We start from the raw sequence: 25,253 nt of genomic DNA, 5'->3' as shown, positions 1-25,253 counted from the left end.
ATGCTCCCTATTATGCCATAACTTGCCAGGAGGAGAAAGAGCGCCACATCTTTTAACTCTCCATACGCCGAATATACGCCTCATATTCAAGGGGAAGCAGCCGGTTATACTCAGAGGAAAGCAGCGGAGAAGTAATGATAAAATCGGCGCTGGATCGATTACAGGCAACTGGAATGTTCCACACAACCGCGATCCGCAACAGCGCCTTTACATCGGGATCATGCGGTTGCGCTTCCAGCGGATCCCAGAAAAAGATCAGACAATCAATTGCTCGCTCCACAATACCAGCCCCTATCTGGAGGTCACCGCCGAGTGGGCCACTCTGGAAACTATGTACGGGTAAGTCGAGTTCTTTGGTCAGTAGCATGCCCGTCGTTCCGGTCGCGTACAGCGTATGCTGAGCCAGCGCGTCCCGATTGAATCGCGCCCACGAGATCAGATCGTCCTTCTTGTTATCATGTGCCACCAGGGCAATTTTCTTTTTCGGCCCGATTGGAAGCTGACTGTAACTATTCTCGTTCATCGCAATCACCTGCCTCTTCTTCAAATGGAAATAAAGTCTCGCGCCGTCCTCACAGTAAGCAATGGGACAGCACAGCCGTTGCAATTATATCACTTCCCTGGTTGGTTAGTCGTTTCGCCTGAAGCAAGCTCTAAAGAAGAAAAGCGCAGGAGAGGACACCTCCAAAAAAAAGAGAAAAGATGAAACCTGTAGAGCTTCACAGAGGTACAGGTCTCATCTTTCTTTTTTGTACATCATAATGAGTTGTCTATTTTACCGTTGCTGGTTGTTCAGATGAATCGCGGCAACGACCGGGCCAGCGTGATGTTCAGCCTGGCGCAGTTCAGCCTTACGAAGGTTAAGAGCACTATTGATAAGAGCGATATGCGTAAATGCCTGCGGATAATTGCCAAGAGCCACCTTATTCGAGGCATCGATTTCCTCGGAGAAGAGACCAAGCGGTCCGGCATATGACAGCAAGCGTTCAAACAGCGAACGCGCCTCATCAACCCGGCCTTGCATAGCCAGATTATCGACTAACCAGAACGTACAAATTGCGAAGGTGCCTTCGTGCCCTTCCAGACCATCATCTGAAAGGTAGCGATACACAAACCCATGCTCATCGGTCAGCTTTTCCATGATCCGGTCAACGGTCGAGCGCATGCGCGGATCATCTGGCGGAATAAAGCCTACGAGAGGCAGCAGCAGATTAGAAGCATCCAGGGCGGTATCACCATAGGACTGCGTGAAGGCTCCCAGTTCCGTATTATACCCGTTTGTCAGGATATCGGCCCGGATCTGATCTCGCACCATCATCCAACGGGACAGATCCGCTTCAAGATTCAATTGCTGTGCTGCACGAATACCCCGATCCAGCGCGACCCAGCACATCACCTTCGAGTAGACGTAGTGACGATAGCCGCCGCGAACCTCCCAGATACCATTGTCCGGCTCATGCCAGTGCTCGCACACATGCTCTACCAGAGCCCGCATCAGATCCCATAGGGGCCCCTGCAACGTCTCGCCATAGCGCTCAAAACCGCCCTGACGACGATAGAGGTGGATACAGTCCAGCACCTCGCCGAAAACATCCATCTGTTTCTGCTTGGCAGCTCCATTACCAATGCGCACAGGTCGGGAACCACAGTACCCGCTCAAGTGAGAGAGCTCCACTTCAGGGAGATCGCGTTCACCGCGAATGCCATACATGATCTGCAAGGCCTCGCCCTCCACAAAAGTCAGGTTGCGCAACCAGTGAGTAAAGGCACGCGCTTCATCAGTGAGGCCCAACACATTAAGAGCATAGAGAGTAAACGTCGCATCACGCAACCAGGTAAAACGATAGTCCCAGTTACGCAGGCCGCCGAGCTCTTCGGGTAAGGAAGTGGTAGGAGCAGCAACAATAGCACCTGTAGGGGCGTAGGTCATCAGCTTCAGCGCCAGTGCGCTGCGCTGCACCCACTCTTCATAGGGACCGCGATAATTACTGGACGCGACCCATTGCCGCCAGCAGTGCAGAGTACGAGCCAACTCGACATTAAAATTACGACGATGCAGTTCATCCTCAACCAGACGACGCGCCGCCTGAGCGCTGCGACCAACACCAAGCGCAAAAGCCAGACGCTCACCCTCGCTGAGGGTAACGTTGATCACCACTGAAGGATTGCGGTCTCCTTCTTCCTGTACCACCTTGATGGAATACGAAGGAAGCAACTGAGCGCCAACAACAGCAAGACCCAGATGCTGACCACCGCCAGAGATCACAACTCCCTTATTCTCTGAAGCGAGAGAAATGTCACTCGGCGAAGCAGCATAATTCGGGGTCGCCTTCAGTGTAACCTGAATGGGCATTTCCCCATGAGTACATTCAACAATCCGAACCAGACAATGGCAGGAACCATCCTCACGGGTCCAGGTATTGTTGTCCATGCCGCGATAGGGCCAGGCTTCCAACGTTTCGACCGGCATAAAATCGGTCAGAAGCATCTCACCGCTAATGCTTGTAAAACGAGTCTGTAAAACGTTGCTTCCACGCAAGTAGCGCTGGATGCCAGGAATAGTTGCATCCGCTGGCGCAACCTGGAAGAACCCACCCTGATCAGCGTCTAACAAACGACAGAAAATGGCCGGGCTATCAAAGTCCGGTAGACACCCCCAATCTACAGAACCGTCGGGAGCGATTAATAAGGCCGAATGACAATCGCCAATGACCCCGTATGCGTTAATTGGTAGATAAGTGCGATTGAATTCGTTCATCCCAACCATGTGCAGCAACACTTCCTATTTTGAACTGTTCGACGTTGAACTGTTCGCCAACATCCTTAGAGACGCCTTAACGAGTATTAAAGAACCCTTAGAAATTTTCAACAGGTGCCTTATATCAGGAAAGAACGCAGGACCAACGGGAATAGTAACAGGTTTTCCCATTTAATTTTTTGATAGTACTTTGATAATACCTTGAGGGCACCGCAGTGCCTGTAGCTCCGCATCCCGCGCTCTTTTTTTCTTCTTTAGCTCACAATCATGCCATCCCTTGAAGCGAAATAGCAATCCCATCACCTCTCCCCTCTTCTCAAGTGTCGACTGGCAATCAGATTCCTTTAGGGAAAAGGGCAAAAATCTTTGTTTTTTCTTTATGGTTCGTTACATACTTATAAGTAAAGAGTCCGTAGGTCATCCCGCATTCTGAAAAAGGGAGAAAACCAATGCGAACGATACAGCATATGCTGCGTCATCCAGCAGGCCGAATCGGCGTGACGCTTGGTCTTGCAATCGGCTTTATTGTGACTGTAACCGGGGGCACCAGCAAGGCGCTCCTCTTTGCCGGGCTTTGTCGCTATCTGGCCGGGCGTTTACCAAAGATGTAAGAGCACTTGAAAAGCAGAGGTAAGCTACCCTATCTCTATTCCTTACCTCTGCTTCTCTGTTTCCGAGTCTATTTCTTTACCAGTGAGCTCGCCTCTATCGCAAGACGAACCACCTGCGCCAGCCCTGTTCCAAGAGGAGAAATCGTGACCCACTCCTCTACTGTATGCGCTTTATGCCCCTGTGTGACCCCTACACAAACAGCAGGTATGCCATAGTTGATCGGAATATTAGCATCTGTACTTGAAGAAGTAAATCGGGGCTCCATACCGAGCCACCGTAAAGTACTAGCAGCCAGTTGCACTAATGGATCCGTTCTTTGCCTGCGGCCCGCCGGACGCTCGCCAAGTACGGTAATTTCTGTTTGCAGGCCATCCTTTGCAGTCCGCTTTACAATTGCCTGGACCTGATCAGCCAGCGCCTGCAAAGCTGCGGGATCAGTGGAGCGCATATCCAGCAAGGCCGAGGCCTCTGCCGCGATTGTATTGACAGACGTCCCCCCTTCTATAACTCCCACGTTATAGGTCGTTTTCGGTTCCTCGGGAATCTCAAGAGAGGTAATCCCCACGATCAGGTGAGCCAGACCATGAATGGCACTGGCCGTACCAAAAGCGCCATATGAATGGCCTCCCGGCCCTTTCACGGTAATGCGCCAGCGCTTTGAACCAACAGCCTCATGCACGACATAGCCCAGGCTTCCATCAATGACCAGCACTGCGCCCAATGTCTCCCGGAACCGATCGACGGCAGTTCGTGCACCACAGAGGTTGCCAAGCCCCTCTTCTCCCACGTCGGCCACAAATAACAGATCCCCCTCGGTTTCCAGCTTCAGCTCATCCAGCATATCCAGCGTTGCTAGCAGGGACGCTACGCTCAAGCTGTTATCGCCAATTCCGGGCCCTCGTAAGATATCACCTTCGCGTACCACATTCAGCGATGTCTCAGCCGGAAAGACGGTATCAAGATGTGCCAGCAGCATTACGATTGGGCCCGGGTGGCGCCCTTTACGCCGCACATACACATTTTGAAGCGCATCTATCTCCGGTTCATATCCGCGCTCACGAAAAAGGGAGGCCACAAACTCTGCACGTTTCCCTTCTGCTCCCGTTGGAGCGGGAATAGCACAGATCTGGATTCCGGTTTCAACAACCTGTTCCAGATAGGCCTGAGCCCGCGAACGGATATGTTCAAGTTGACTCTCAGTCAGGGACATGTTCCACTCCTTTCACATCGCCTGAACGGGCACTATGAAGCGGCTCTATTGATCTCTATCTCCCGAGCACTCTCCTCTTATTAACAATTACCCTACAGGCGATATTCCGTCTTCTCCCTTCTGATTATAAGCACTGACCGCACGCAAAGAAAGCCGTAGCATACCTCTTCAGATGCAAACAGCGGGAAGCAATAGAAACTTCTGAGTCGATACAACACCTACCCCTTGTATTCGTATATAAGCACAGAAGCCCTTCTCCCATTGCAAGAATCATTTCATCGCCAGGGAACATGGCGCTCAAAACATGATATAATAGGTACTCCTTGATTCTCCTTATTCTGCTTAATGGTCGCCACCATTGGCAAAAACGTTCTGCCGGGGGTTAGGATGTCTCTTGAAGGACAACTACTCGATCAGTACCGCATCGAATATCTTCTAGGTAGCGGGGGCATGGGAGATGTGTATCTTGCCCGAGATACGCTACTACAAAGAAATGTCGCCATCAAAGTAATCCAGATGGCAAAAACACTCGACCAGGATGAGCTACAGGAAGCAATTCGCCTGTTCAAGCGCGAGGCAACAGCGATCGCCGCTCTGGATCATCCGCACATCTTGCCACTCTACGCGTATGGAGAAAAACAGATCGGGAACCAGCGCGTTGTGTATCAGGTGATGCCCTATCGCAAAGAAGGCTCGCTCAGTAAATGGATAAAAGAGCGATATCGCGACGAAGTGCCTCCTCCCGAAGAGGTCGCCCGGCTGATTCAACAGGCCGCCGACGCGCTCTATCATGCCCATGAGCACCAGATTATTCATCAAGATGTCAAGCCTTCTAATTTCCTGCTCCGCATTCGGAACGAGGCCCCATCACAACCCGACCTGTTGCTGACCGATTTTGGGATTGCACGCCTGAACACAACCACCGTCAATGTCAGTCAGGTTGTTCGAGGAACACCCCATTTTATGGCTCCCGAACAATGGAAAAACCAGCCCGTTCCAGCGACCGATCAATATGCACTGGCAATTATTGCCTATGAAATGCTCACCGGACAGCCTATCTATCAGGGCTCGACCGAACAGTTGATGTATCAACATCTGACAACATCACCCATCCCACCCAGTCAGCTCAACCCCCGACTCTCCACAGATGTTGATACCGTCCTCTTGCACGCGCTCGCGAAAGCGCCAGAAGAGCGTTTTCGCACAATTACGGCGTTTGCCCGGGCATTGCAGCAAGCACTTGGTACGTCCTCACCCGAGCGTATTGTACCGCCTCCTCCTCCCGGACAATCCGACATCAGACATATGGCGAACTCCAATCCAACCCCCGAGCACCCGGTGACACCGGCAAAGCCATATCCAGTGACGCCAATCCACACAGCACCTACACCTTCAATTATGCCCACAACTAAAGCCGAACAGCCGTACTCGCCATTTCCTGCCCCATCATATCATTCACTGCCTCAAGGAAAACCGCGCCGCAATAACCTGCTAACCCTGCTGGTAGCGCTTAGCGTGGTCATCTTTCTTGGCAGCACTATCACAGCAGGGGCAATTCTCTGGCCGTCTTTTTTTCCTGCTTCGCCACCACATATAGACTCGCATGCAACGGCGACTGCACAGGCCAATGCTACAGCATCAGCCGTACCACCAGTAGTAGCGACTGCACAGGCTAATGCGACTGCGACCGCTATTACAGCAACCCAGGTTGCAGAGACGCAGAACGCGCAGCACCCCTATCCGAGCTACCTTCCCGGAAGTGGTACCTTGCGCTACTATGACCCACTCGTTAAACGCCTGTACTGGTACGATGGCGAAGAGAACAAGGAGTTCGGTGGAAAATGCTCCTATACCCGGAACTCACTCGATATCACACTGACAAAGCCAGATAAATCATACTACTGTGGAAGTACCTTTACCGAGAAAAACTTCGCGGTCGAGGTTAAGATGACCTTTGTCAAACCGGGCTGCGGAGGTATTGTCTTCCGCTACAATGAAGACCGGGAAGAAGGCTATTACTTCGCTCTCTGTACTGATCAATACTACGGGATCTACAAATATACTTCTCAATCTCAGGAAGGCACCAACCTGATCGGAAAGAACAAATTCAGTACCTTTATCAATGGCAGCTCTGGAGAGCAAAATGTGGTCTCAGTTGTCGCTCAAGGCGGAACGATTGTGCTGTTTGTGAACGGCAAACAGCTTGAAGCACTCAACGATACCAGCTTCTCAGAGGGCATTATTGGTATGACAGCCAGCACACAGACAAAACCTACAGAGATCGCCTTCCAGGATGCAAAAGTCTGGCAGGTATAAACAACGAGGTCAGTATGACGTTAGAGGGACAACAACTCGATCAATACAGGATACTCCGTTTCATCGGGCGAGGTGGCATGGGCACCGTCTACCTCGCCCGCGATACGGTCCTTGAACGCGATGTTGCTATCAAGGTCATTCATATGAATGAGGAGTTCTCTGAGGCAGAGCTTCAGGAAAACATTGAGCTCTTTAAAAGGGAAGCACGTACCATCGCAATGCTGGACCACCCGTTTATTCTGCCACTCTATGCCTTTGGCGAGAGTCAGCTAAAAGAACAGCAGAACATCATCTACCAGGTGATGCCCTATCGACAGGAGGGTGCGCTGAATATCTGGACGCGAGATCCCGAACGGCTGGCTCAACTGACACCACACGATATCAGCATGATGATCACACAGGCCGCCGAAGCGCTACAATATGCTCACGATCGCCAGATCATCCATCGAGATGTCAAACCCTCTAATTTTCTGCTCCGGGACAGGCCAGATCGTCCACATCTCCCTGATTTGCTGCTTGCCGATTTCGGGATTGCCCATCTGAATATGGTCACACGAAGCGAGAGCCGCGAAATCCGCGGAACACCGCTCTTTATGGCTCCCGAACAATGGCGCGGTCAGCCTGTCCCGGCCAGTGATCAGTATGCGCTTGCGATTATGGCCTATGAAATCCTGACGGGTCAGTATCCGTTCCGTGGCCCTGTCCCCGATATTATGTATCAGCATCTTGAGGAAACCCCACGTGTTCCGAGCGAGATTAAAAAGCAGCTTCCTTCTGAGGTTGATCAGGTCTTGCTTCGTGCCCTCGCCAAAGAGCCTGAGGACCGATACCCCTCCATACGCACTTTCAGCCAGGCACTCCAGCAAGCACTGGGAACCACGGAGCCGCCCGCCCATTCCATTTCCCTCAGTGGACCAGTACAAACCCGACCATCCACATCGCTCAAAGAACAAAGCGCTCCCACCCGGACCCCCCGAGGGATAGAGACACCTTCGCTCGTTCGCAAGCAAACCGATGCACTCTCAATCGAAGCGTTACCCACCCAAAGGCAGACGCCACCCGCCCAGAAACGAAAACTGCCACTACTCGTAGCCTGTGTAATCGTGCTTCTTCTTATCAGTCTTGGCAGTATTGGCCTGTACCAGACACTGGCACATCCCACAGCGTCAGAAACGGCCACCACGGCCCCGAAAACACAGAAACAGACTTCGGCCCCTACCACAACTCTGCCAGCTCTTCCCTATCCTTCCTATCTTCCCGGCATGGGGAAACTGCTGTTTATCGACCCACTCGACAAGCCGAATAAGTGGGAGAACGTCACCGCACCCAATCACAAGGGGGACTGCCAGTTTCGGAACGACGCCTATCATATCCGCAAGCTTGCGCCACACAGCAGACAATATTGCTCAGCCGATCTATCAACAACGAATTTCGCGCTTGAAGTCCAGATGACCATTGAAACGGGGGACTGTGGAGCCGTGATCTTTCGCCAGCAGAAGGCAACCTTGAATTATTATTATGTTCAGCTCTGTCAGAACAGCTTCGTGATCCTGCGTAAAAGCACAAATGACCAACCAACCATCAATCTCAGCGAAAAGGAGCTCCCTCCCACGACCAAAAACGAGCCCCATCACCCATACCTGATCGCGCTGGTGGTACGCGGTTCTACCTTCCAGCTTTTTGTGGATAAAAAGCGGATTACAGAGGGCAAAGATACCGCATTCCCTGAAGGCTCATTTGCACTGGCGGCAATCAGTCAGGATCATCTGACAGAGGTTTCTTTTCAGCAGTTCAGAGTCTGGAGTATTTAGGCCATAAAAAGAGGGTCTCAGTTCCTCACTGAAACCCTCTTGCTAAGCCTCTCAGGGCCGTAACCAGCGCGCGATATCCAGTGCATGATAGGTAATAATCATATCAGCGCCCGCGCGCCGCAAACCGGTCATGATCTCCATTACAATCTGCTTCTCGTCGATCCAGCCATTCTGTGCCGCTGCCTTGACCATTGAATATTCTCCACTCACGTTATAGGCGACCAGCGGCAGATCATAATTTTCTCGCACTCTCCGTATCACATCCATATAGGCGAGAGCGGGCTTCACCATGATCATATCAGCCCCCTCCGCAACGTCAAGCTCGACCTCACGAAGCGCCTCTCGCACATTGGCCGGGTCCATCTGGTACGACCGCCGATCCCCAAATTGGGGCGCGGACTCAGCCGCCTCACGAAATGGCCCGTAGAAACCTGAAGCATACTTCACGGAATAGGCCATGATTGGCAAACCGCTAAAGCCGTGCTCATCGAGTGCATGGCGAAGTGCCTCAACACGCCCATCCATCATATCTGACGGTGCAACGATATCCGCCCCGGCCTCCGCGTGCGACACAGCCATACGCGCCAACAGCACGAGTGACTCATCATTCTGAACCGTGCCATTCTTTACCACGCCGCAATGACCATGACTGGTATATTCACAGAGACAGACATCTGTAATCACCAGTAGCTCGGGCTGAATGGCCTTCAAACGCCGAATCGCCTGTTGAATAATGCCCTGTTCTGCGTAGGCCTCTGAGCCCACTTCATCCTTGTGCGCGGGAATCCCGAACAGCAAGACTGCCGGAATCCCGGCCTGTACAACCTGCTCCGCGACCGTATCCAGCGCCTCAACAGGCCACTGATTGACGCCGGGCATCGATTCGATAGGCAGTGGCTCTTTGATGCCTTCAGCCACAAACAGCGGATAGATCAACTGCTCGACGCTCAGGCGCGTCTCTCGCACCAGCGCGCGAAGCTTCTCATTCTGACGAGTTCGCCGCAAACGAACAGAAGGGAAAAGAGACATAACAGCGCCTCCTACGCCAGCTTACGCAGTACATGTTCGGCAGTTCGAGCTGCCTCTTCAAGCATCACATCTTCTTGCGCAAGCGAGATAAAACAAGCCTCAAATTGAGATGGTGGCAGATAGTAGCCAGCCGCCAACATCTCCCAGAAGTAGCGGCTAAAGCGGTCTGTATTCGCACGTTTGGCCGATGCATAATCGGTCACCGGTTCAGAGGTGAAATACAGGCAGAACATCGCGCCGATACGCACAACTTGCGCCTCCACACGCGTGTTACGCAAAGCACGTTCCAACCCCTCACCAAGCAACAGGCTTTTCCGTTCCAGCGCCTCATACTGTCCCGGCTTGCGCAGCTCTTTCAGGGTCGCAATACCAGCCGCCATAGCCAGCGGATTCCCGGAAAGGGTTCCAGCCTGATACATTGGCCCGATTGGCGCAACTACCTGCATAATATCCTTACGCCCGCCATATGCACCAACGGGCATCCCGCCGCCAATAATCTTACCAAAACAGGTCAGATCTGGACGAATACCGACCCGCTGCTGCATGCCACCGAGAGCAACCCGAAAACCAGTCATTACCTCGTCAAAAATGAGGAGCGCCCCATGCTGACTGGTCAGTTCACGCAACGTCTCAAGGAAGCCGGGTTGCGGCAAAACAAGACCCATATTGGCCGCGACCGGCTCAACAATCACCGCCGCAATTTCGGCAGGATAGAGCTTAAAGAGCTCCTTTACGGCCTCACTATCATTGTAAGGAACGGTCAGGGTATTGGCAGTGGTTTCAGCCGGAACTCCGGGGCTATCCGGCAACCCGAGCGTGGCTACGCCAGAACCGGCCTGTACCAGCAGCATATCAGCATGTCCATGATAGCAGCCGGTAAATTTCACAATCTTACTACGACCGGTAAAAGCGCGAGCGACCCGTAAAGCACTCATCGTTGCCTCGGTCCCGGAGTTGACAAAGCGAATCATCTCAACCGAGGGCACAAATTCCATTACCAGCTTCGCAAGCTCACTCTCCGCCTCGGTTGGAGCGCCAAAGCTAAACCCACGCTTGCTGGCCTCGATCACGGCTTGCAGCACCGAGGGATAGCCAAACCCGAGAATCATTGGCCCCCAGGATTGCACAAAATCGAGGTACCGGTTTCCATCCACATCATAGAGGTAGGGGCCCTCGGCATGGTCAATAAAAACGGGCTCACCCCCGACACCCCGGAACGCACGCACAGGACTGTTCACGCCTCCCGGCATGAGCTGCTGCGCCTCCTGAAAGAGCGCATGCGAGCGCGTGTGCTTCAACTCTTTTTCCATACGTACAGCCTCTTCTTCTCTCAGGCCCCGATTGCATCGAGAATCTCGGGGAGAGACTCATTGATGCACAGGAACATCGGCGTATCACGCAAGGTATACTGACTGGCCTCCGATTCGCGCATCTCCTGCACGAGATCCAGAAAGTCCGCGATACTATCCGACTCAAAGGCAACCACAAACTCCTGATCGTCAATGCCAAAGGAGTAGGTTGTGTTAATGGTAATATTCGGATACTTGACTCCCATCCGAATATGCTCATTCATCATGCGTTTGCGCTCCTCAAGCGAGAGCTTATACCAGGGGCGCGTTTTGATAAAGGGGTACACAAACAGGTATTTATCATCACGAGGCGTCACAACTAGCCGTGGATCATGCGAGCCCCGAACATGTTTCCCGACATAGACAGAACGCTTGGTCATTGCCAGAAACGCTTGCGCCTCATGCAGGTAGGGTCCCATCGGGCTGCGTCGAATCTGGCTACTCAACCAGCGCAGATCCTCTACATCATAGGTCGCAGTCCAGAGCATAAAATCACAGTCTGAACGAACGCCATACAGGCCATAGCTGCGAATCAGCGCTTTCTGACTATATTCTTCGTAAATGCGCAGCAACTCCTGTCGTCCTTGCTCGCGCACATCAGCGGGCAAGCGCAACCACTGCGGATCCAGTTTGTAGAAAGTAAAGCGGACAAGCTGCCGAGGCTGCTTCGCTTTGGGTTTCGCTGCCTCGGGAGCTGTCTCTGTATTGGTCATATCGTTATTTGATAGGGTTGTCTGCTCTGTCATTTTTTGCATCCTCATAATAGTGAAGTATTGCCTCGACCAGACCGGGTATCGTGAACTCCTGCGCCTCAATCGTCACATGCAGGCCAAGTTCACGCGCTGTCTGAGCCGTAATCGGTCCAATACATGCAATCGCGACTTGCGAGAGATCTGGCTGCTGTAATCCCTGGGCGGTACAGGTATTGAGCCAGTGTACAAAATTTCGGACGGTTGACGAACTGGTAAAGGTTAAAAGGTCAAGCTGCCGTGTTTGCAGCATCTGAAATACAGCCTGACTTTCCGCAGCATTTCCGGTTACAGGGACCGTAAAATAGGCCGCAACCACATCGACAATGGCGCCGGCCTCACGAAGCTCGGTGATCAATACCTCACGAGCCTCGGCAGCACGTGCCAGCAAAATGCGCTGCCCAGCGAGAGAGTGTCCCTTCCGTTGCGCATCCTCTCGGAGAGCCGCCGCTACCCCCTCGGCAATAAAGGTTGACGGAACAAGGTTCGCAGTCACGCCATAGGTCTGGAGCGCTGCCGCTGTTGCCGGACCGATAGTCGCGACCCGAGCTTTGATCCGAGTCGGATCGTATCCGCGGGAACGCAAGCGCTCCATACAGATCTTCACGCCATTCGCACTGGTGAAGATCACCCAATCATAGCGCTCATACAGCCCGAGGAGCGCCGTATCAAGCTCACTCCAATCATCAGGTGGTACAATCGTGATCGTTGGAAGCTCAATGGGAAAAGCGCCCAACGAGCGAAGTTGCTCGCACAATACCGACGCCTGTTCCCGCGTCCGCGTGACCAGAATACGCTTTCCTTCAATCTCAGCCATGCTACCTCTCCCTTTCCATTTGCACCTCGGCGATGATCTCGCCTGCACCCTGTTTCAGCGCCAGCTGAGCAACCTGAATGCCAAGTTGCTCAGCCCGCTCTATCGTAGATTGCGTTGTCCAGGGAAGCGCCGCCTGCACCGTGATCCGCTTGCGCCCATCCAGGCTGGTCACCAGACCAGAGAGTGTCATTTGCTCATTCTGGAGCAGCGCGTGCGCCGCCACGGGAAGATAACAACCTGCGCCCAAATGACGCATAAACATGCGCTCAGCGGTCGTCGTCGCCTGAACAGTCATATCCTGTAGCGGGCGAAGTATGTCACACCAGGCGGGTTCATCGCGAATTTCCAGGCCAAGTGCTCCCTGTCCCGGAGCCGGAACCAGCGTCTCGACCGGCAGATAGAGAAGCTTTTCAGCCAGGGCTTGATGGGCCTGCAAACGATGCAGCCCGGCAGAAGCCAGTAGAATCGCGTCATACGCGCCCGCCTCAAGCTTCCGCAGGCGCGTATCAACATTGCCCCGGAGCGGTACTATCTCAGCCTCAGGGCATAGATGCAGAATCTGAGCAGTACGCCGCAGACTACAGGTACCAATGCGCGGACGCTCTTTCCCTCCCTGCAATCGACCATCTTTCAAGGCAAAGGGTTCCCGTGAGATCAGAACATCGCGCACATCTTCACGCGGGCCCGTTACAACCACCCGCAAACCCTCCGGCTGCGCAGTCGGAAGATCCTTCAGGCTATGAACAGCGAGATCAATTTCACCCGCTCGCAGAGCACGTTCAATCTCGGTCACAAAAACACCATCGCCACCAATACGAGTCAGCGGTAAGTGCGTGACTTTATCACCCGTGGTATGAATCTGCTGTACCCTGATCTCAAGAGTGGGCCAATGGTGACGAAGCCGCTCGATGATCCAGTTGGTCTGTATCATTGCGAGCTTGCTTGCTCGCGTTCCTATTGTTATGCTTTTCATCTTCCTGTTCCAGAGCAAATAAATAGCGCATCGCTTCAGCGTAGACATGCCCCTGTCCATCAGCCGCAGCGTCCTTTAAACGACGAGTGGGCATATGCAAGAATTTATTCACCAGCCTATGCGTGAGTTCCTGGACAGCAGCAATCTCGCGCTCTGAAAGAGAGGGAAGCTGCCGTAAGGTGCGTTCCAGTTCCAGCCGCCGCACCTGATCGACCAGACCGCGCAGATCGCTGATAGTATCCACAACGCTGAGAGAGGCCAACCAGCGCTCAAATTGTTGCGTCTCTTCCGCCACAATCGCCTTGACATGCTCAACCTCTTGCAGGCGCAAGCGGATTCCTCGCTCGACCTCCATATGCAGGTCATCCAGATTATAGAGATACACATCAGGGAGCGAGGCAACATCAGGCTCTATATCTCTTGGGAGCGCGATATCAATCAACAAAAGAGAACGCCCGTTTCGCCGCTGCATTACCCGTTGCATGAGGTCCCGAGTAATCAAAGCGTGGGGAGCCCGAGTAGAGCTGATCACAACATCCGCTTCAACCAGCGCCTCTTCAAGCTCATCAAAAGAACGGTGCGAGGCATTCAGGGATTGGACAAGGTCAATAGCGCGCTCAAATGTGCGATTGACAATCACCAGGCGACGAGCGCCATTATCATACAGGTTACGAGCAGCTAATTCACTCATCTGACCCGAACCGACCAGCAGGACTGAAGCATCCGTCAAAGCGGGGAATAAATGACGCGCAAGTTGCACGGCCACATGACTGATCGAGGCAGCATTTCGGCTGATCCCCGTTTCACTACGAGCCCGCTTGCCCGTTGTAATGGCCGCACGAAAAAGAGCGGAGAGCACTGGCCCCGAAAATCCTCCCCCCTGAGCAACCTCAAGTGCATCCACTACTTGACCCTGAATCTGCGGCTCTCCCGGGACCAATGAATGCAGCCCACAGGTTACCGCAAAGAGATGAGAAGCCGCTTCTCTGCCTGTAAACACAAAGGCATGCGCTTCCAGTTCTTCCAGAGGCACCTGACGTTGTTCAGCAAGAATGCGCAACAGGGCAGGACGATCGCGCTCAGCATCGTCACTTACAGCATAAAGCTCAACCCGATTGCAGGTTGAGAGTAGCACACATTCTCGAAACACCTGACGCGCACTATGCAGTACCTGGGCAATCTGCCGAGACGAACAAGAGAGACGTTCCCGTAAAGAGATCGAGGCGGTAGTATGATCGACGCCGACTACAAGAATCTGCATTGAAACCTCGTAAATCTTATAAAAATTTCAATCGTCTATAGAGATTTTAGCGATTTTTTGCCATTCGTCAAGGTCCGAAGGCTGGAATACTATCAGGTAAAAACCGTATATTTTCTCCGGTGCCCTTCATTTCGGCATAAAACCCCTGACAAATCGCGAATTACAGAATCAAACGGCATAAACGTGAGCAGTATTCCCGCCAGAATATGCTCTCTTCAGGAAATACGTTTCCCCTTCTCTTTGTAGCAAAAAAGAAGTGAACAATTCAACATCTCTCATATTTATTGTACTGATCTCGAACGTGCCAAAAATGGCCCGGCTTGCGGGTCCTGTACTACCTGCTCGATTAAATGCCGATGCGAACGCAACAGTCCAGCCGGCAGCTCATCAGGAGCGAAAAAACGAGCTTCTAACACTTCGCGTGAATCAAGATGCAACTCACCGCCGACCAGCCGAGCGAGAAACGTCACCTCAACACGGAGCTTGTAGCCGCTCACCATCCTCAACAGGCGCTCCACGGCAATAGTGTAACCGGTCTCTTCCTTCAGTTCACGAATCAATGCCTCATCCAGTGCCTCACCTGCTTCCATATAGCCTCCGGGCAGTCCCCAGGAACCAGGCTTCCAGAAACGATGACGCAGCAGCAACACCTGCTCCTGCTCATTGAGAATCACGCCAGAAACACCTATCAGAAAAGTGGAATGCGTCAACCAGAGAAGATACCATTGAAGTGGACCAATTTTAAGCCGGCGCCAGAGTCGAACCAGTAGAGAGGTCATGGTTTCCTCCTTCACAAGAAGCAGCCCAGGAAGCCCACGACTTTCAAGCCGGGGAGGCATGGGCCTGCTGCAATGGCAGCTCAAGCAAGCCAAAGAGAGAACAGCAGATGCATCTTCTCAAACAATACAAATCTCTTCAAAATACTTGACACGCTCTTCTCAGCAGTACAATCAACCTATGCAGCAGAAGCCGATCGCGCATAAGCTGGCACACGCGTCAAAGGAGAATGCTTCTCGCCCGGTCCTGCCGAGCGAGAATGGAGCAGTTGTCACTTGTCCCTGATGTGCCGGACAAGGAAGCCAAAGCAGAGCACCTGCGACGGTTCTCTGAGCTGCAATGGAGTCCAGACACAAGCCCCTCCTCCAGGTGAGGTCATTGATCGATAAAAGCCCTGGCAATAAAAAAGGGAGCAGCCAGAAGCCATATTCTGCCTGATCCCTTGCTCATCCTACGATGATTGCGAAACCTGTTCAGCGGGTCTGGGTCGTCCGCCGATCTGTCTCCATGCGGCCTCAATACACTGTTTTAAGAGCAGCACATTAGTCAGTGGGCCAACACCTCCGGGAGTCGGCGTCACCGCACCAGCAACCTCGGCCACCGAAGCGAAATCTACGTCACCGACAATGCCTCCTTCGGGCAGCGCATTAATACCCACGTCGATGACGGTTGCTCCGGGTTTCACCATCTCTGCTGTTACCATATTTGGCCGACCCACAGCCGCAATCAGCACATCAGCCTCACGCGTGAGCTCAACCAGATTGGTCGTTCGCGAATGACAGACGGTAACAGTGGCGTTCTTCTGTAAGAGGAGCAACGAAAGCGGCTTACCCACAACATTACTGCGCCCAATGACCACAACACGCTTTCCCTGCAAGGGCGTTTTGGTGCGCTCAAGAATCTCCATCACCGCAGCAGCAGTAGAAGGCACAAAACTCGGGAAGCCCAGGAAGAGGTTTCCGGTATTCAAAGGGCTGATCCCATCGATGTCCTTTTCTGCTGCGAGCGTCTCCGCAACCATCTTCTGTGAGAGATGAGCGGGCAAGGGCATCTGTACAATCACACCATGCACCGTGACATCCTGATTCAAGCGCACCAGTGCCGCGTGTAATTCATCCGCTGAAATATCGGCGGGCAACAATTCCAGGCGGGCCTCAACCCCGAGATCCTTTGCAATGCGCAAAATAGCCTTACTGTAGACACCGGAAGCGGGGTCACCTTCTACACGCACAATCACCAGTCCCGGAGCCCGTCCCTTGACCTCTACAAAACGCTGCACATCCTCTCGTAACTCGGCCCGGATTTCCTTCCCCAAAGCGCGTCCATCAATTGTTGTTGCAGTCATCTAACTATGCTCTCTCCCCTATTACTTTCAATACCTGTTGATTGCCTGTTGCAATCCGTTCCAGTGCATGTTGAAGCCGGTCCGACAATTGATGCACCAGAGTCGCATCTTTCAATGAGTCCAGATTGATTTTCACCATGTAGGAACCCCCGGTTCCTGCACAGCTTGCCAGAGCGGCAGCGGTCGCGACATCGCTTAAGACATTCTTATTGCCAATCTCGGCAATGCGTAAACAATACAACATCAGGGTTGCGGCGCTTTCAACCACATCAAGGGGAACCTGTGCAGCCTCAGCGAGCCGCTCCTGAATAGCCCGAGAGCGAGCGGCCTTTTCCTCGGCAGTCTCTTTCGGGAGTTTAAAGCTGGCAGAAAGATGACCATACGCCTCAATATCTGCCTGTATCAGATTTTGAAAGCGAGAGCGCAGCGCCTCTGCCTGCTGAATAAGCGCTTCTATCTCTTGCTGAACATCCAGATATGCTTTTTTTCCAAGCGTCAAACGGGCGACCATACAGACCAATCCGGCTCCCATTGCTCCATTTAACGCCGCCGTAGAACCGCCGCCCGGCGTCGGCTGACCGGACGCCAGATCGTCAAGGTACGTATGTAAAGGTTTATCCAGGTACATTCACTCTACTTCCTGAAATCAGAATCAAAAAGAACACAAGCCCGGGAAACCAGCTCCCAGAGGAATATTCTAGCACTGCATCAAAGTGCACGTCGAGCTCCGCCGGATGACTGAAACAGGTGCTTCCCTTATGCCTGCAAGATCGTATCCTGAGGCTCGACACTTCCGACGTGAGCGCATTCGGCATAGAGCGGGCACGAAGAGCACTTTGGCCGCTGGGCATGACAAATCGTGCGACCATGCTGGATCAGATCAACATGAAAGGTATGCGCCCATTCAGGCGGCAACACTTTTAAGAAAATAAGGTGTGCCTGATTGGCGCTTACCTTTGGCCCAATAAAGCCGAGCCGTCGTGTCAGGCGATGTAGATGCGTGTCCACCGGCATCAGAGGCAATCCCAGATTAAACAGCATAACACAGGCTGCTGTTTTAGGGCCAACCCCGGGAATTTTCTGCAAATACCGCCAGGCATCCTCATACGGTTGCTGTAACAGCTCATCCCGCAGAAACACAGACAGCGGCTTCGTTCCCCCTTTTGCCTCCTGCCATTCCCCGATTGTATGCAGGGCATTTTGAATGCGAGGCGCTTTCACATTCGCCAGGCCACCACATCGTATTGCGTCAGCAACCTCATAGGTTGGAGCGTCACGCACCTGTTCCCAGGTCGGAAACTTCTCGACCAGTTGGCGATAGGCACGCCCTGAATTGATATCCGAGGTATGCTGTGAAAGAATCGTGCCGATTAGCCCTCCTAACGGATCCATATCGGGTCGCCAGGGCGGTTCACCGTAGGTGGCAAGTAGAATGTCATACACACGCTCTAAATGCAGCCAGGCCGTCTCTTTTACGTCCATTGCTACCCTTTCTGCGTGACCGGCGTTGCAAGCACGGTATCGTAGAACATCAATTCATATTCATGACTGAGGCGTACAGCTCGTACCACTTCACGCCGCTCCTCTGGCGTCTTGAAACGACCGAGCAGGACATCATCAATCGGCGTGACCTGCTTCCCGATCTCATCATGCACCGTAAAGAATGCGACATCATCCGCCGTCAAACCATAGTGGCGCATCAAAGCAGGACCAATTCGAGCACAAATCTGGACAAAGATATCCTCACTCGCGCTCACCGCCGCTAGCTTCTCAGCGGCTGAGCCATAGGCAAGCATCCAGTAGAAGAAATTGGTCAATGCCATACAGCCAGCCAGAGGCTCAACCTGCTCAAAATCCTTGCGCGTGAGCCCGATTGCTTCGCCAAACCGCAGCAACAGGGTATAACCACCAACTTTAGGCAGAAGCTTCTGAATCAACATCTCCTGAAGCTCTAAATCGGGGGCTGAGGCAATCGCCAGCGCATCGAGACGATAGGCCTCCCGCACAAGCCACCAATCTTGAAGCGCGAAAAGCCGCAGCCGCTCTACGTCAAGCGTGCCATCCTCTATCTGTTGCCAGAGGGGATGGAAAAGCAAACGACGCCGTAACTGCTGAATATCCTCCGTGACAAACGTATCCGCAAAACCCACGTTCTCTATTTCACTCCTTTCACACCACTGGAAACGCCACAAGTAGCGTGGATTGTCTGGTCTCTTTTTCTCAAAACAGGGCTTCACAATCCCTGAGTATCATTGTATGCCACAGAAGCGGTTTCCTGTCATCCCTTTAGCCTGATAGGACTGCATATGGAGAGAAAAAAGGAAGAGGTACACCTTACACCGCCCTTCCACCTGGCAAGCGCATCGACAGGAATAGATGCCTCCTGTCGATACACTTATTGACGGATACAATGGCTCCAACAGCGGAACCAAAACTCCTGTCTATCCGACATTCGTTCATTGCTCCCTCTACTAATGAGAGACCGCCGCCGAACCAAAGAGCACAAGAGCAAAAATACCACCGATCACCAGCGCTATAAGAAGACGGATCAGTAAGCCGGTAGCAGAAAAAGATCGCCTGCGCGAAGCCAGATTGTTTGGTGGAGTTGGCTTTCCTTGCGTTGCCACAGTTTCCCTCCAATAGATGCGAATGATTCTCTATTTCAGTACAACAATGCTTCCTCTTTACAAAGGGAGAAACGCCGGGCATTCTCCCTCAAGAGATATATACCGGGTCTGTGATTGTAAAACGCATTGGCACAGGCACTCATAACGAAGCGCTACTTTTTGGCCGTCTTCTTCTGACATTCGTCACATTCGCACATCGACCGCAACTTCTCGTAGGTAAAGATCCCTGTGCGGTGCCCATCAGCCCAAACCGGAGTCAGCCCATAGCGTCCCACTGGCTCCAGATTAACCAGCGTAGTCTCTTCCTCACTCAAACTCTGGCGACTCTGAAGCATTCCCGGCTGTCCACCCTCACCGGCACACCAGGCGCATGGACAGGCCCAGCGCAACTTCTCCCAGCTATGGATACTTTCATGCTCATCACTCCATGTCAGGATCAACGAGCGGTGTTCCTCGTCAAGCAGAAAAGAGGTCGGGACAGGATGATCGTACTGCATCATATATTCTTTATCCCTTCGCGGATTTTTCAACGTATACCAATAGTACCGAAAAGGGATTCCCCATTCGGTATTTCAGACAGGTTTATTATAATATGGTTTTAGTTTTTTCGCATCGTATGCCCGCTTTATCCAATCAATTCGGTACGCTGGTTTGCCTGCACATTGTTGACCGCCGACCAGAAAGAGAGAAGGTCTGAAAGCATGTTGAGCGCCAGTGCTCTGTTGCTCATGAAGAGGAGGGAAAACACACAGGAGAGCGCCAGATGGAGGCCATCGTGAGACAGGAATCCTGAAAAACTGGCAGCGAGATGATATACAGAATAATGACACAGAATGATATACTATTTTCCAACGTCGCCCCGTAACCCATCTCTCTTTCACGAGGGCGGTAGCCAGAACAGCTCAATAACCAATATGAAGAACTAGCACAAAATGACAGAAATCCTGAAGAAAGTACATCCTTTAGTAAGCAAAAATGGAGCGATAGCATGGAAATGGTGATAGTTGGGGGAATCGTTCTCGTAGTGAACCTTGTGGTTCTTGCCGCTGCATACAAGCTCTTCCAACGGACAGCGGATAATATTCAGGCACAACAGCAAAGTTGGAAAAATGCACAAGAGGCTCGTATCCAGCAATGGCAGGAAAAGCATCAGCAGCTTTTTGCAGAGCTTGAGCGAACCGTCCTGACGCGTACACAGCGTATACAGGAAGAGTGGCACCTGCAACAAAAAGAGAACGAGGTAACGAAAAAACAGCTACAGGCCAGATTTGAAAAGGCAATCACCCAGGCCCGAGCAGAATATGAAATGGGACGCATTCCTCGTATCGAGGATGTGCCACTTCCTGTGAAGGATACAGCCCGCACAGAAAAGCCTGAACCACGCATACCGCCTATCGCCCTGCGCGGTGCGAACCTCTCTCAAAGAGACCTCAGTTCGCGCTATCTTGGGCATTGCGATCTACGAGATACGAAGCTTACCGAAACAAAATTCTTTATGGCCGACCTCTCATGTGCACGGCTTGAAAACGCGGACCTTTCTGGCGCAGACCTTTCCGGGGCCAACCTGACCTATGCGGATCTCCGTGGTGCAAAGCTGGTGAAAGCGAACTTCTTGACCACCGATCTGTATAAGGCCGACCTGCGCGGGGCAAACCTGCTCCAGGCACGTAATCTGTCGCGGGAACAGCTTCAGAGCGCTATTTATGACGAGCATACGCTTTCAGAACTGCTGGATGAGGATGAGGAGAACGGCACCACCCTCACCGGGATCAAAGCTGTTCGTCCTTCCCAGAAGCTGACCAGTGTCACGCCTTCACAGAAAACGCCCGCGCTCAATACACCAATCCCGCAATCAGCACTTCCCTCTTCTGACCTCGGACAGTCCGTTACGAAAGAAGAGCAGAAAAAGTCTGCCCCGGAGCCAACCCCAGCACCCTCATCCTCAGAAGATCGCAACGAAGCACAATCCGCAGAGGATGCCGAAAACTTTGATATTGTCAAAGAGCTTGAAGCGCTTCTGAACGCCGCTACTCCACTTGATCCTATTACAGGCCTGCCCGCAGCCGTTGAGCCAGAAGAGCAGCAGCAAGCAACAGAGCCCGAGCCGAAAAGCACCGAACAGGCTCCCATCGTGAAACAGCTTTCACCCTTGCAGAACGACCTGCTTCCCGATCTCACCGAATATGACGAGACCCCGGGGGATACAGAGTCGGCGCTGTCGCCACTCCTTTCTGATAGCAGCCTGCTCGATCTTGAAAAGGCCAACCTCTCTGAGGAGCAGCGTCAGGCTGTCTTTGTCAACACGCCCGGGGAAACCAAAGAGCGCAACACCGCTAAAAAGAGCAAGGCATAACGCTCCCGACACACTTCAAGGAATGCAAATCTCCTCTGACCACAATACAAGAGAGCGCAAAGGACAAAGAAAAGTCCTGCGCCCTCTTTCTCTTTTCAAGGAAAAGGGATGGAAGTCAGTGCGGTTTAATGTTACACTTGTTTAAGTTACCCCTGCAATACCAGGACAACATAAAAAAAACCAGAGGATAAACTAGCATGGGAAATGAACAAGAACTACCACTTGCAGGAAAAATCGCCCTGGTAACAGGAAGCGGTCAGGGCATTGGACGTGCAACAGCGCTTCACCTAGCAAAAGCCGGTGCAGATATCGTCGTGAACTATCGCAGCAAGGCACAGGCCGCAGAGGAAACAAAGGCCAGCATTGAAGCACTCGGACGCCGTTGTATTACCGTACAGGCAGATGTCAGCCAGGAAGAGGATGTTCTTCGTCTCTTTAATACGGCACAGAAAGAACTCGGTCCTATTGCCATCCTTGTAAACAATGCAGGTACCACCAATGATAAGCTCGTCTTACAGATGTCTCTGGCCGATTTCGAGCAAGTCATTGACACAAACCTGCGCTCTGCGTTCCTCTGCACCCGGGCAGCACTGCGGGGCATGATGAAGGCACGTTGGGGCCGTATCGTGAATATCAGCTCTGTTTCTGGTCTCCTCGGCCAGGCCGGGCAAGCGAACTATGCCGCCTCTAAAGCTGGAATGATTGCCCTGACCCTGAGCACAGCCCGCGAAATGGCAAGCCGAAATATTACGGTAAATGCTGTCGCTCCCGGATATGTACCCACAGAACTTTCATCCAAGCTGAACGAGCAACAACAGCAGGCGATGATTGACGCGATCCCCTTAAAACGTTTCGGCTCAGCTGACGAAATAGCAGTAGCAGTCTGCTTCCTTTGCCTGCCACAGGCCAGCTATATTACCGGGCAGATCTTGAGTGTTGATGGCGGAATGTCAATGCACATCTAAGCGCTATCTTAAAAGGTATAATTTCTATAATAGAGAGCCGCAGGCAACAGGTCTGGAGCATTTTCGTAAGAACGCTCCAGACCTGAAAATTTATTTTCTCCGATCACCCCAAGCAGAGGCGCACCTTTGCCTTTTTCTCTGAAACAATTTCGGCGGAATCGCTCTCTAACCTTTCAACGATGAACAACTTACAAAGGTAAAGGAGGCTACGCGCATGAGTCTCATTGAGACAGAAGAGACAAATAAATTTACGTTTGAGCCGTTCGCGGCCCATCCATTCTATACCGAAGTAAACCGAGCATTGGTCAAACAGGCACTGGCAAAGCTGGCCTCATATCCTCAGGATAAAAATATTACGATTGTTGATATCGCCTGTGGCACCGGTGCTATCTCACGTCTCATCATTGAGGAAATGCAGCGACTTGGCCGCCTCTCGCAACTTCAACTGATCGGGGTTGACCCATCAGCCGAAGCTCTACGCAGAGCACAGAAAAGCCAGGATGAAATGAACCTGGACGTCAAGACCCAATTTATTCAGGGCGATGCAGAGGATCTACCCGACATTATCCAGCATGCGGATATGGCCTTTTTCTGCAATGCCATTCATCTTATTCCCGACAAGCGAACGACTATTCAGAAAGTCTCCTCTATCCTCGGCCCTCAGGGCATTTTTGCCTGCAACAGTGCCTTCTATGAGGGAACCTATGTTCCAGGCTCCGAGCGCTTCTATCGCACCTGGACCCGCCGCGCAGTAGGCTGGCTACGCAAGCAACACCCCGAATCGCGTCTCTCCAAAAACGGCAAGGCAACCGCCATGCAATGGCTGACACGTGAAGATTATATCTCCCATTTCCAGGATAGCGGCTTCGCTGAGGTTGAAACAGAGCAGAAGACAGTCGATATCTCGCTTGATGCCTGGAAAGATCTCGGCCAATACTGGCTCTTCATTGAGGGCGCGCTTCCCGGTATTCCGCTCGCCCAGGCTGCAAAAGCGTTGGAATATGCTGTCTACGAGGCCGGAAATGAACTGGGACTGACCGAGGTTCCTCGCACATGGCTGCAAATCGTTGGTGTAAAAGGTTCCTGACCATCCATTCCCGGGGTCAAAAAAGCATATCTTCTTCAGAGAGAGGCATGAGAGGACAACGCTGTCCTCATCCCCTCTCCTTTTTTGCGAGGCAGTATCTGTTGACTTATGTATATATGCATGCTAATATGGCATAATAGAAGCTGTACTATATCACATAGGGAAACAAGATCTATGGAAGAAGTACAAAACTGGCGGGACATATTACGAAAAATAGTCGAAGACAGTAAAGAAAAACAGCGCCTTATTCAGGCCCTTTCTATTTCCAACATCACTATGAGCCGCTGGATCAACGGCGAATCAACACCACGCCCTCCCAAGTTGCGCTCACTCGTCGGTCTACTTTCCCAGGAATATCGTGAGATGATGATTGCGGCATTGCGAGAAGAAAAAGGGCTTGGAGAATTTGTTAATCCGCTGGATGATGAAACTCCTCAAGATATCCCACCGGAGTTCTATGCTCAGGTTCTGTTGACGCGAGCCACCACGCCTCGACCTTTGCGCTACTGGTCCACCTGCGATCTAATCTTGCGTCAGGCGCTTTCACAACTTGACCCACACCGTCAGGGCCTGGCGCTCTGGCTGATCCGTTGTATGCCACCCTCTGGGCCTCATAAAAAGGTACGCAGCCTGCGCGAATGTCTCGGAATGGGAACTCATCCCTGGAAGGAGAATCTAGAGCCCGATGGCATGTTTCTCGGCGCGGAGTCGCTGGCCGGACATGTCGTCACTATGTTCCACCCGCAGATTGTTGCCGATCTTCAGGAAGAGAACACCATTATGCCACAGGTGGTCACCAAGAATGAACGCAGTTGCGCCATCTACCCGATTCTCTATGCAGGGAAAATTGCAGGTGTCCTCTCTGCTCTCAGTCGGCAAGTCGATTATTTCTCGGCCTACAATCGTGGCTCCCTGCTTCAGAAATACGCCGACCTGATGGCCCTTGCCCTCGAACCATCAGATTTCTATTCGGACGAGGAAATCATGCTCCATACCATGCCCCCACAGGAGAAACAAAAACAATCCTTTTCTCGTTTCAGCCAGATCTTCCGTGACGTTCAACAGACCGTTCATGACAATGTACAAAGCGACCTGTTTGTCTGGCAACACCTGGAGGAAGAGCTACTAACACCCAAACAGGACGCACCAGAAGCGCATTGACAGAGCACATATCCAGGGTCTACACTGAGGACAAACACGAAACCTACAACAGC

The 25,253-nt window shown here is 52.3% G+C and carries 23 protein-coding genes; 7 read left to right on the top strand and 16 right to left on the bottom strand.

Going from position 1 to position 25,253, the window contains the following annotated elements; translation table 11 throughout:
• Positions 1-52 precede the first annotated feature (52 nt).
• A complete protein-coding gene (locus EI42_RS13035; protein ID WP_111322671.1) occupies positions 53-523 on the bottom strand; it encodes a methylglyoxal synthase in 471 nt (156 codons plus the stop codon).
• A gap of 252 nt (positions 524-775) precedes the next feature.
• Complete coding sequence (locus tag EI42_RS13030; RefSeq protein ID WP_249033461.1) at positions 776-2,758, bottom strand: glycoside hydrolase family 15 protein; 1,983 nt, start codon at positions 2,756-2,758, stop codon at positions 776-778.
• Positions 2,759-3,207: 449 nt separating this feature from the next.
• Here EI42_RS13030 and EI42_RS32505 point away from each other — a divergent pair, with 449 nt between their 5' ends.
• Entirely contained in the window at positions 3,208-3,369 is a 162-nt protein-coding gene (locus tag EI42_RS32505; protein ID WP_170142589.1) for a hypothetical protein, read from the top strand.
• Positions 3,370-3,437: 68 nt separating this feature from the next.
• On the opposite strand, the gene EI42_RS13025 is transcribed toward EI42_RS32505, so the two are convergent.
• The gene (locus EI42_RS13025) at positions 3,438-4,580 is read right to left on the bottom strand and encodes a M20/M25/M40 family metallo-hydrolase (RefSeq protein WP_111322558.1); all 1,143 of its coding nucleotides are present in this window, start codon (positions 4,578-4,580) and stop codon (positions 3,438-3,440) included.
• A 387-nt stretch (positions 4,581-4,967) separates the two neighbouring features.
• On the opposite strand from EI42_RS13025, the gene EI42_RS13020 reads away from it, so the two are divergent.
• Positions 4,968-6,896: a serine/threonine protein kinase gene (locus tag EI42_RS13020; protein WP_170142588.1), complete on the top strand. Its 1,929-nt coding sequence runs from the start codon at positions 4,968-4,970 to the stop codon at positions 6,894-6,896.
• Between the two features lie 14 nt (positions 6,897-6,910).
• Complete coding sequence (locus EI42_RS13015; protein WP_111322554.1) at positions 6,911-8,707, top strand: serine/threonine protein kinase; 1,797 nt, start codon at positions 6,911-6,913, stop codon at positions 8,705-8,707.
• Positions 8,708-8,758: 51 nt separating this feature from the next.
• Here EI42_RS13015 and hemB read toward each other — a convergent pair whose 3' ends face one another.
• The 13 genes from hemB to EI42_RS12950 all read right to left on the bottom strand — a co-directional run bounded on the left by hemB (position 8,759) and on the right by EI42_RS12950 (position 20,134).
• Positions 8,759-9,736, bottom strand: a complete 978-nt coding sequence (hemB, locus tag EI42_RS13010) for a porphobilinogen synthase (protein WP_111322552.1) — start codon at positions 9,734-9,736, stop codon at positions 8,759-8,761.
• Between the two features lie 11 nt (positions 9,737-9,747).
• Complete coding sequence (gene hemL, locus EI42_RS13005) at positions 9,748-11,046, bottom strand: glutamate-1-semialdehyde 2,1-aminomutase (RefSeq protein WP_174843921.1); 1,299 nt, start codon at positions 11,044-11,046, stop codon at positions 9,748-9,750.
• A 20-nt stretch (positions 11,047-11,066) separates the two neighbouring features.
• Positions 11,067-11,831 (bottom strand): chlorite dismutase family protein, encoded by a 765-nt coding sequence (locus tag EI42_RS13000; RefSeq protein WP_111322550.1) that lies wholly within the window; start codon positions 11,829-11,831, stop codon positions 11,067-11,069.
• Entirely contained in the window at positions 11,803-12,651 is an 849-nt protein-coding gene (locus EI42_RS12995) for a uroporphyrinogen-III synthase (RefSeq protein ID WP_111322548.1), read from the bottom strand. Before EI42_RS12995 ends, EI42_RS13000 begins: the two co-directional genes overlap by 29 nt.
• Position 12,652: 1 nt before the next feature.
• The gene (gene hemC, locus EI42_RS12990; RefSeq protein ID WP_170142587.1) at positions 12,653-13,582 is read right to left on the bottom strand and encodes a hydroxymethylbilane synthase; all 930 of its coding nucleotides are present in this window, start codon (positions 13,580-13,582) and stop codon (positions 12,653-12,655) included.
• Positions 13,527-14,885, bottom strand: coding sequence for a glutamyl-tRNA reductase (gene hemA, locus EI42_RS12985; RefSeq protein WP_111322544.1), 1,359 nt, complete (start codon positions 14,883-14,885; stop codon positions 13,527-13,529). Before hemA ends, hemC begins: the two co-directional genes overlap by 56 nt.
• Positions 14,886-15,166: 281 nt before the next feature.
• Complete coding sequence (locus EI42_RS12980) at positions 15,167-15,664, bottom strand: NUDIX domain-containing protein (protein ID WP_111322667.1); 498 nt, start codon at positions 15,662-15,664, stop codon at positions 15,167-15,169.
• A 449-nt stretch (positions 15,665-16,113) separates the two neighbouring features.
• Positions 16,114-17,007: a bifunctional 5,10-methylenetetrahydrofolate dehydrogenase/5,10-methenyltetrahydrofolate cyclohydrolase gene (locus tag EI42_RS12970; protein ID WP_111322540.1), complete on the bottom strand. Its 894-nt coding sequence runs from the start codon at positions 17,005-17,007 to the stop codon at positions 16,114-16,116.
• A 4-nt stretch (positions 17,008-17,011) separates the two neighbouring features.
• On the bottom strand, positions 17,012-17,635 hold the full coding sequence (locus tag EI42_RS12965) for a cyclodeaminase/cyclohydrolase family protein (protein ID WP_111322538.1): 624 nt from the start codon (positions 17,633-17,635) through the stop codon (positions 17,012-17,014).
• A gap of 128 nt (positions 17,636-17,763) precedes the next feature.
• Complete coding sequence (locus EI42_RS12960; protein ID WP_111322536.1) at positions 17,764-18,489, bottom strand: endonuclease III domain-containing protein; 726 nt, start codon at positions 18,487-18,489, stop codon at positions 17,764-17,766.
• 2 nt (positions 18,490-18,491) lie between these two features.
• Complete coding sequence (locus EI42_RS12955; RefSeq protein ID WP_170142586.1) at positions 18,492-19,157, bottom strand: iron-containing redox enzyme family protein; 666 nt, start codon at positions 19,155-19,157, stop codon at positions 18,492-18,494.
• Positions 19,158-19,478: 321 nt separating this feature from the next.
• On the bottom strand, positions 19,479-19,634 hold the full coding sequence (locus EI42_RS32500; protein WP_170142585.1) for a hypothetical protein: 156 nt from the start codon (positions 19,632-19,634) through the stop codon (positions 19,479-19,481).
• A gap of 152 nt (positions 19,635-19,786) precedes the next feature.
• On the bottom strand, positions 19,787-20,134 hold the full coding sequence (locus EI42_RS12950) for a gamma-butyrobetaine hydroxylase family protein (protein WP_111322532.1): 348 nt from the start codon (positions 20,132-20,134) through the stop codon (positions 19,787-19,789).
• Positions 20,135-20,622: 488 nt separating this feature from the next.
• Between EI42_RS12950 and EI42_RS12945 the strand changes: the two genes are divergently transcribed.
• The 4 genes from EI42_RS12945 (at position 20,623) to EI42_RS12930 (ending at position 25,200) form a co-directional block, all read left to right on the top strand.
• Positions 20,623-21,987 carry a pentapeptide repeat-containing protein gene (locus EI42_RS12945; protein ID WP_174843919.1) on the top strand — a complete coding sequence of 455 codons (1,365 nt, stop codon included), beginning with the start codon at positions 20,623-20,625 and terminating at the stop codon, positions 21,985-21,987.
• Positions 21,988-22,184: 197 nt separating this feature from the next.
• The gene (gene fabG, locus EI42_RS12940) at positions 22,185-22,952 is read left to right on the top strand and encodes a 3-oxoacyl-[acyl-carrier-protein] reductase (protein ID WP_111322530.1); all 768 of its coding nucleotides are present in this window, start codon (positions 22,185-22,187) and stop codon (positions 22,950-22,952) included.
• Positions 22,953-23,166: 214 nt separating this feature from the next.
• Complete coding sequence (locus EI42_RS12935; protein WP_111322528.1) at positions 23,167-24,039, top strand: class I SAM-dependent methyltransferase; 873 nt, start codon at positions 23,167-23,169, stop codon at positions 24,037-24,039.
• Positions 24,040-24,213: 174 nt separating this feature from the next.
• Positions 24,214-25,200 carry a GAF domain-containing protein gene (locus EI42_RS12930; protein WP_111322526.1) on the top strand — a complete coding sequence of 329 codons (987 nt, stop codon included), beginning with the start codon at positions 24,214-24,216 and terminating at the stop codon, positions 25,198-25,200.
• The last annotated feature ends 53 nt before the right edge of the window (positions 25,201-25,253 follow it).

This window comes from Thermosporothrix hazakensis (assembly GCF_003253565.1).
In the GTDB taxonomy this organism is placed as follows: Bacteria; Chloroflexota; Ktedonobacteria; order Ktedonobacterales; family Ktedonobacteraceae; genus Thermosporothrix; species Thermosporothrix hazakensis.
This window is presented reverse-complemented; position numbering and strand designations above follow the sequence as displayed.

Excerpts from the sequence above, each read along its gene's own strand:
- EI42_RS13035 (WP_111322671.1), bottom strand. The coding sequence starts at position 523 with ATGAACGAGAATAGTTACAGTCAGCTTCCAATCGGGCCGAAAAAGAAA.
- EI42_RS13030 (WP_249033461.1), bottom strand. The coding sequence starts at position 2,758 with ATGAACGAATTCAATCGCACTTATCTACCAATTAACGCATACGGGGTC.
- EI42_RS32505 (WP_170142589.1), top strand. The coding sequence starts at position 3,208 with ATGCGAACGATACAGCATATGCTGCGTCATCCAGCAGGCCGAATCGGC.
- EI42_RS13025 (WP_111322558.1), bottom strand. The coding sequence starts at position 4,580 with ATGTCCCTGACTGAGAGTCAACTTGAACATATCCGTTCGCGGGCTCAG.
- EI42_RS13020 (WP_170142588.1), top strand. The coding sequence starts at position 4,968 with ATGTCTCTTGAAGGACAACTACTCGATCAGTACCGCATCGAATATCTT.
- EI42_RS13015 (WP_111322554.1), top strand. The coding sequence starts at position 6,911 with ATGACGTTAGAGGGACAACAACTCGATCAATACAGGATACTCCGTTTC.
- hemB (WP_111322552.1), bottom strand. The coding sequence starts at position 9,736 with ATGTCTCTTTTCCCTTCTGTTCGTTTGCGGCGAACTCGTCAGAATGAG.
- hemL (WP_174843921.1), bottom strand. The coding sequence starts at position 11,046 with ATGGAAAAAGAGTTGAAGCACACGCGCTCGCATGCGCTCTTTCAGGAG.
- EI42_RS13000 (WP_111322550.1), bottom strand. The coding sequence starts at position 11,831 with ATGACAGAGCAGACAACCCTATCAAATAACGATATGACCAATACAGAG.
- EI42_RS12995 (WP_111322548.1), bottom strand. The coding sequence starts at position 12,651 with ATGGCTGAGATTGAAGGAAAGCGTATTCTGGTCACGCGGACGCGGGAA.
- hemC (WP_170142587.1), bottom strand. The coding sequence starts at position 13,582 with ATGATACAGACCAACTGGATCATCGAGCGGCTTCGTCACCATTGGCCC.
- hemA (WP_111322544.1), bottom strand. The coding sequence starts at position 14,885 with ATGCAGATTCTTGTAGTCGGCGTCGATCATACTACCGCCTCGATCTCT.
- EI42_RS12980 (WP_111322667.1), bottom strand. The coding sequence starts at position 15,664 with ATGACCTCTCTACTGGTTCGACTCTGGCGCCGGCTTAAAATTGGTCCA.
- EI42_RS12970 (WP_111322540.1), bottom strand. The coding sequence starts at position 17,007 with ATGACTGCAACAACAATTGATGGACGCGCTTTGGGGAAGGAAATCCGG.
- EI42_RS12965 (WP_111322538.1), bottom strand. The coding sequence starts at position 17,635 with ATGTACCTGGATAAACCTTTACATACGTACCTTGACGATCTGGCGTCC.
- EI42_RS12960 (WP_111322536.1), bottom strand. The coding sequence starts at position 18,489 with ATGGACGTAAAAGAGACGGCCTGGCTGCATTTAGAGCGTGTGTATGAC.
- EI42_RS12950 (WP_111322532.1), bottom strand. The coding sequence starts at position 20,134 with ATGATGCAGTACGATCATCCTGTCCCGACCTCTTTTCTGCTTGACGAG.
- EI42_RS12945 (WP_174843919.1), top strand. The coding sequence starts at position 20,623 with ATGGAAATGGTGATAGTTGGGGGAATCGTTCTCGTAGTGAACCTTGTG.
- fabG (WP_111322530.1), top strand. The coding sequence starts at position 22,185 with ATGGGAAATGAACAAGAACTACCACTTGCAGGAAAAATCGCCCTGGTA.
- EI42_RS12935 (WP_111322528.1), top strand. The coding sequence starts at position 23,167 with ATGAGTCTCATTGAGACAGAAGAGACAAATAAATTTACGTTTGAGCCG.
- EI42_RS12930 (WP_111322526.1), top strand. The coding sequence starts at position 24,214 with ATGGAAGAAGTACAAAACTGGCGGGACATATTACGAAAAATAGTCGAA.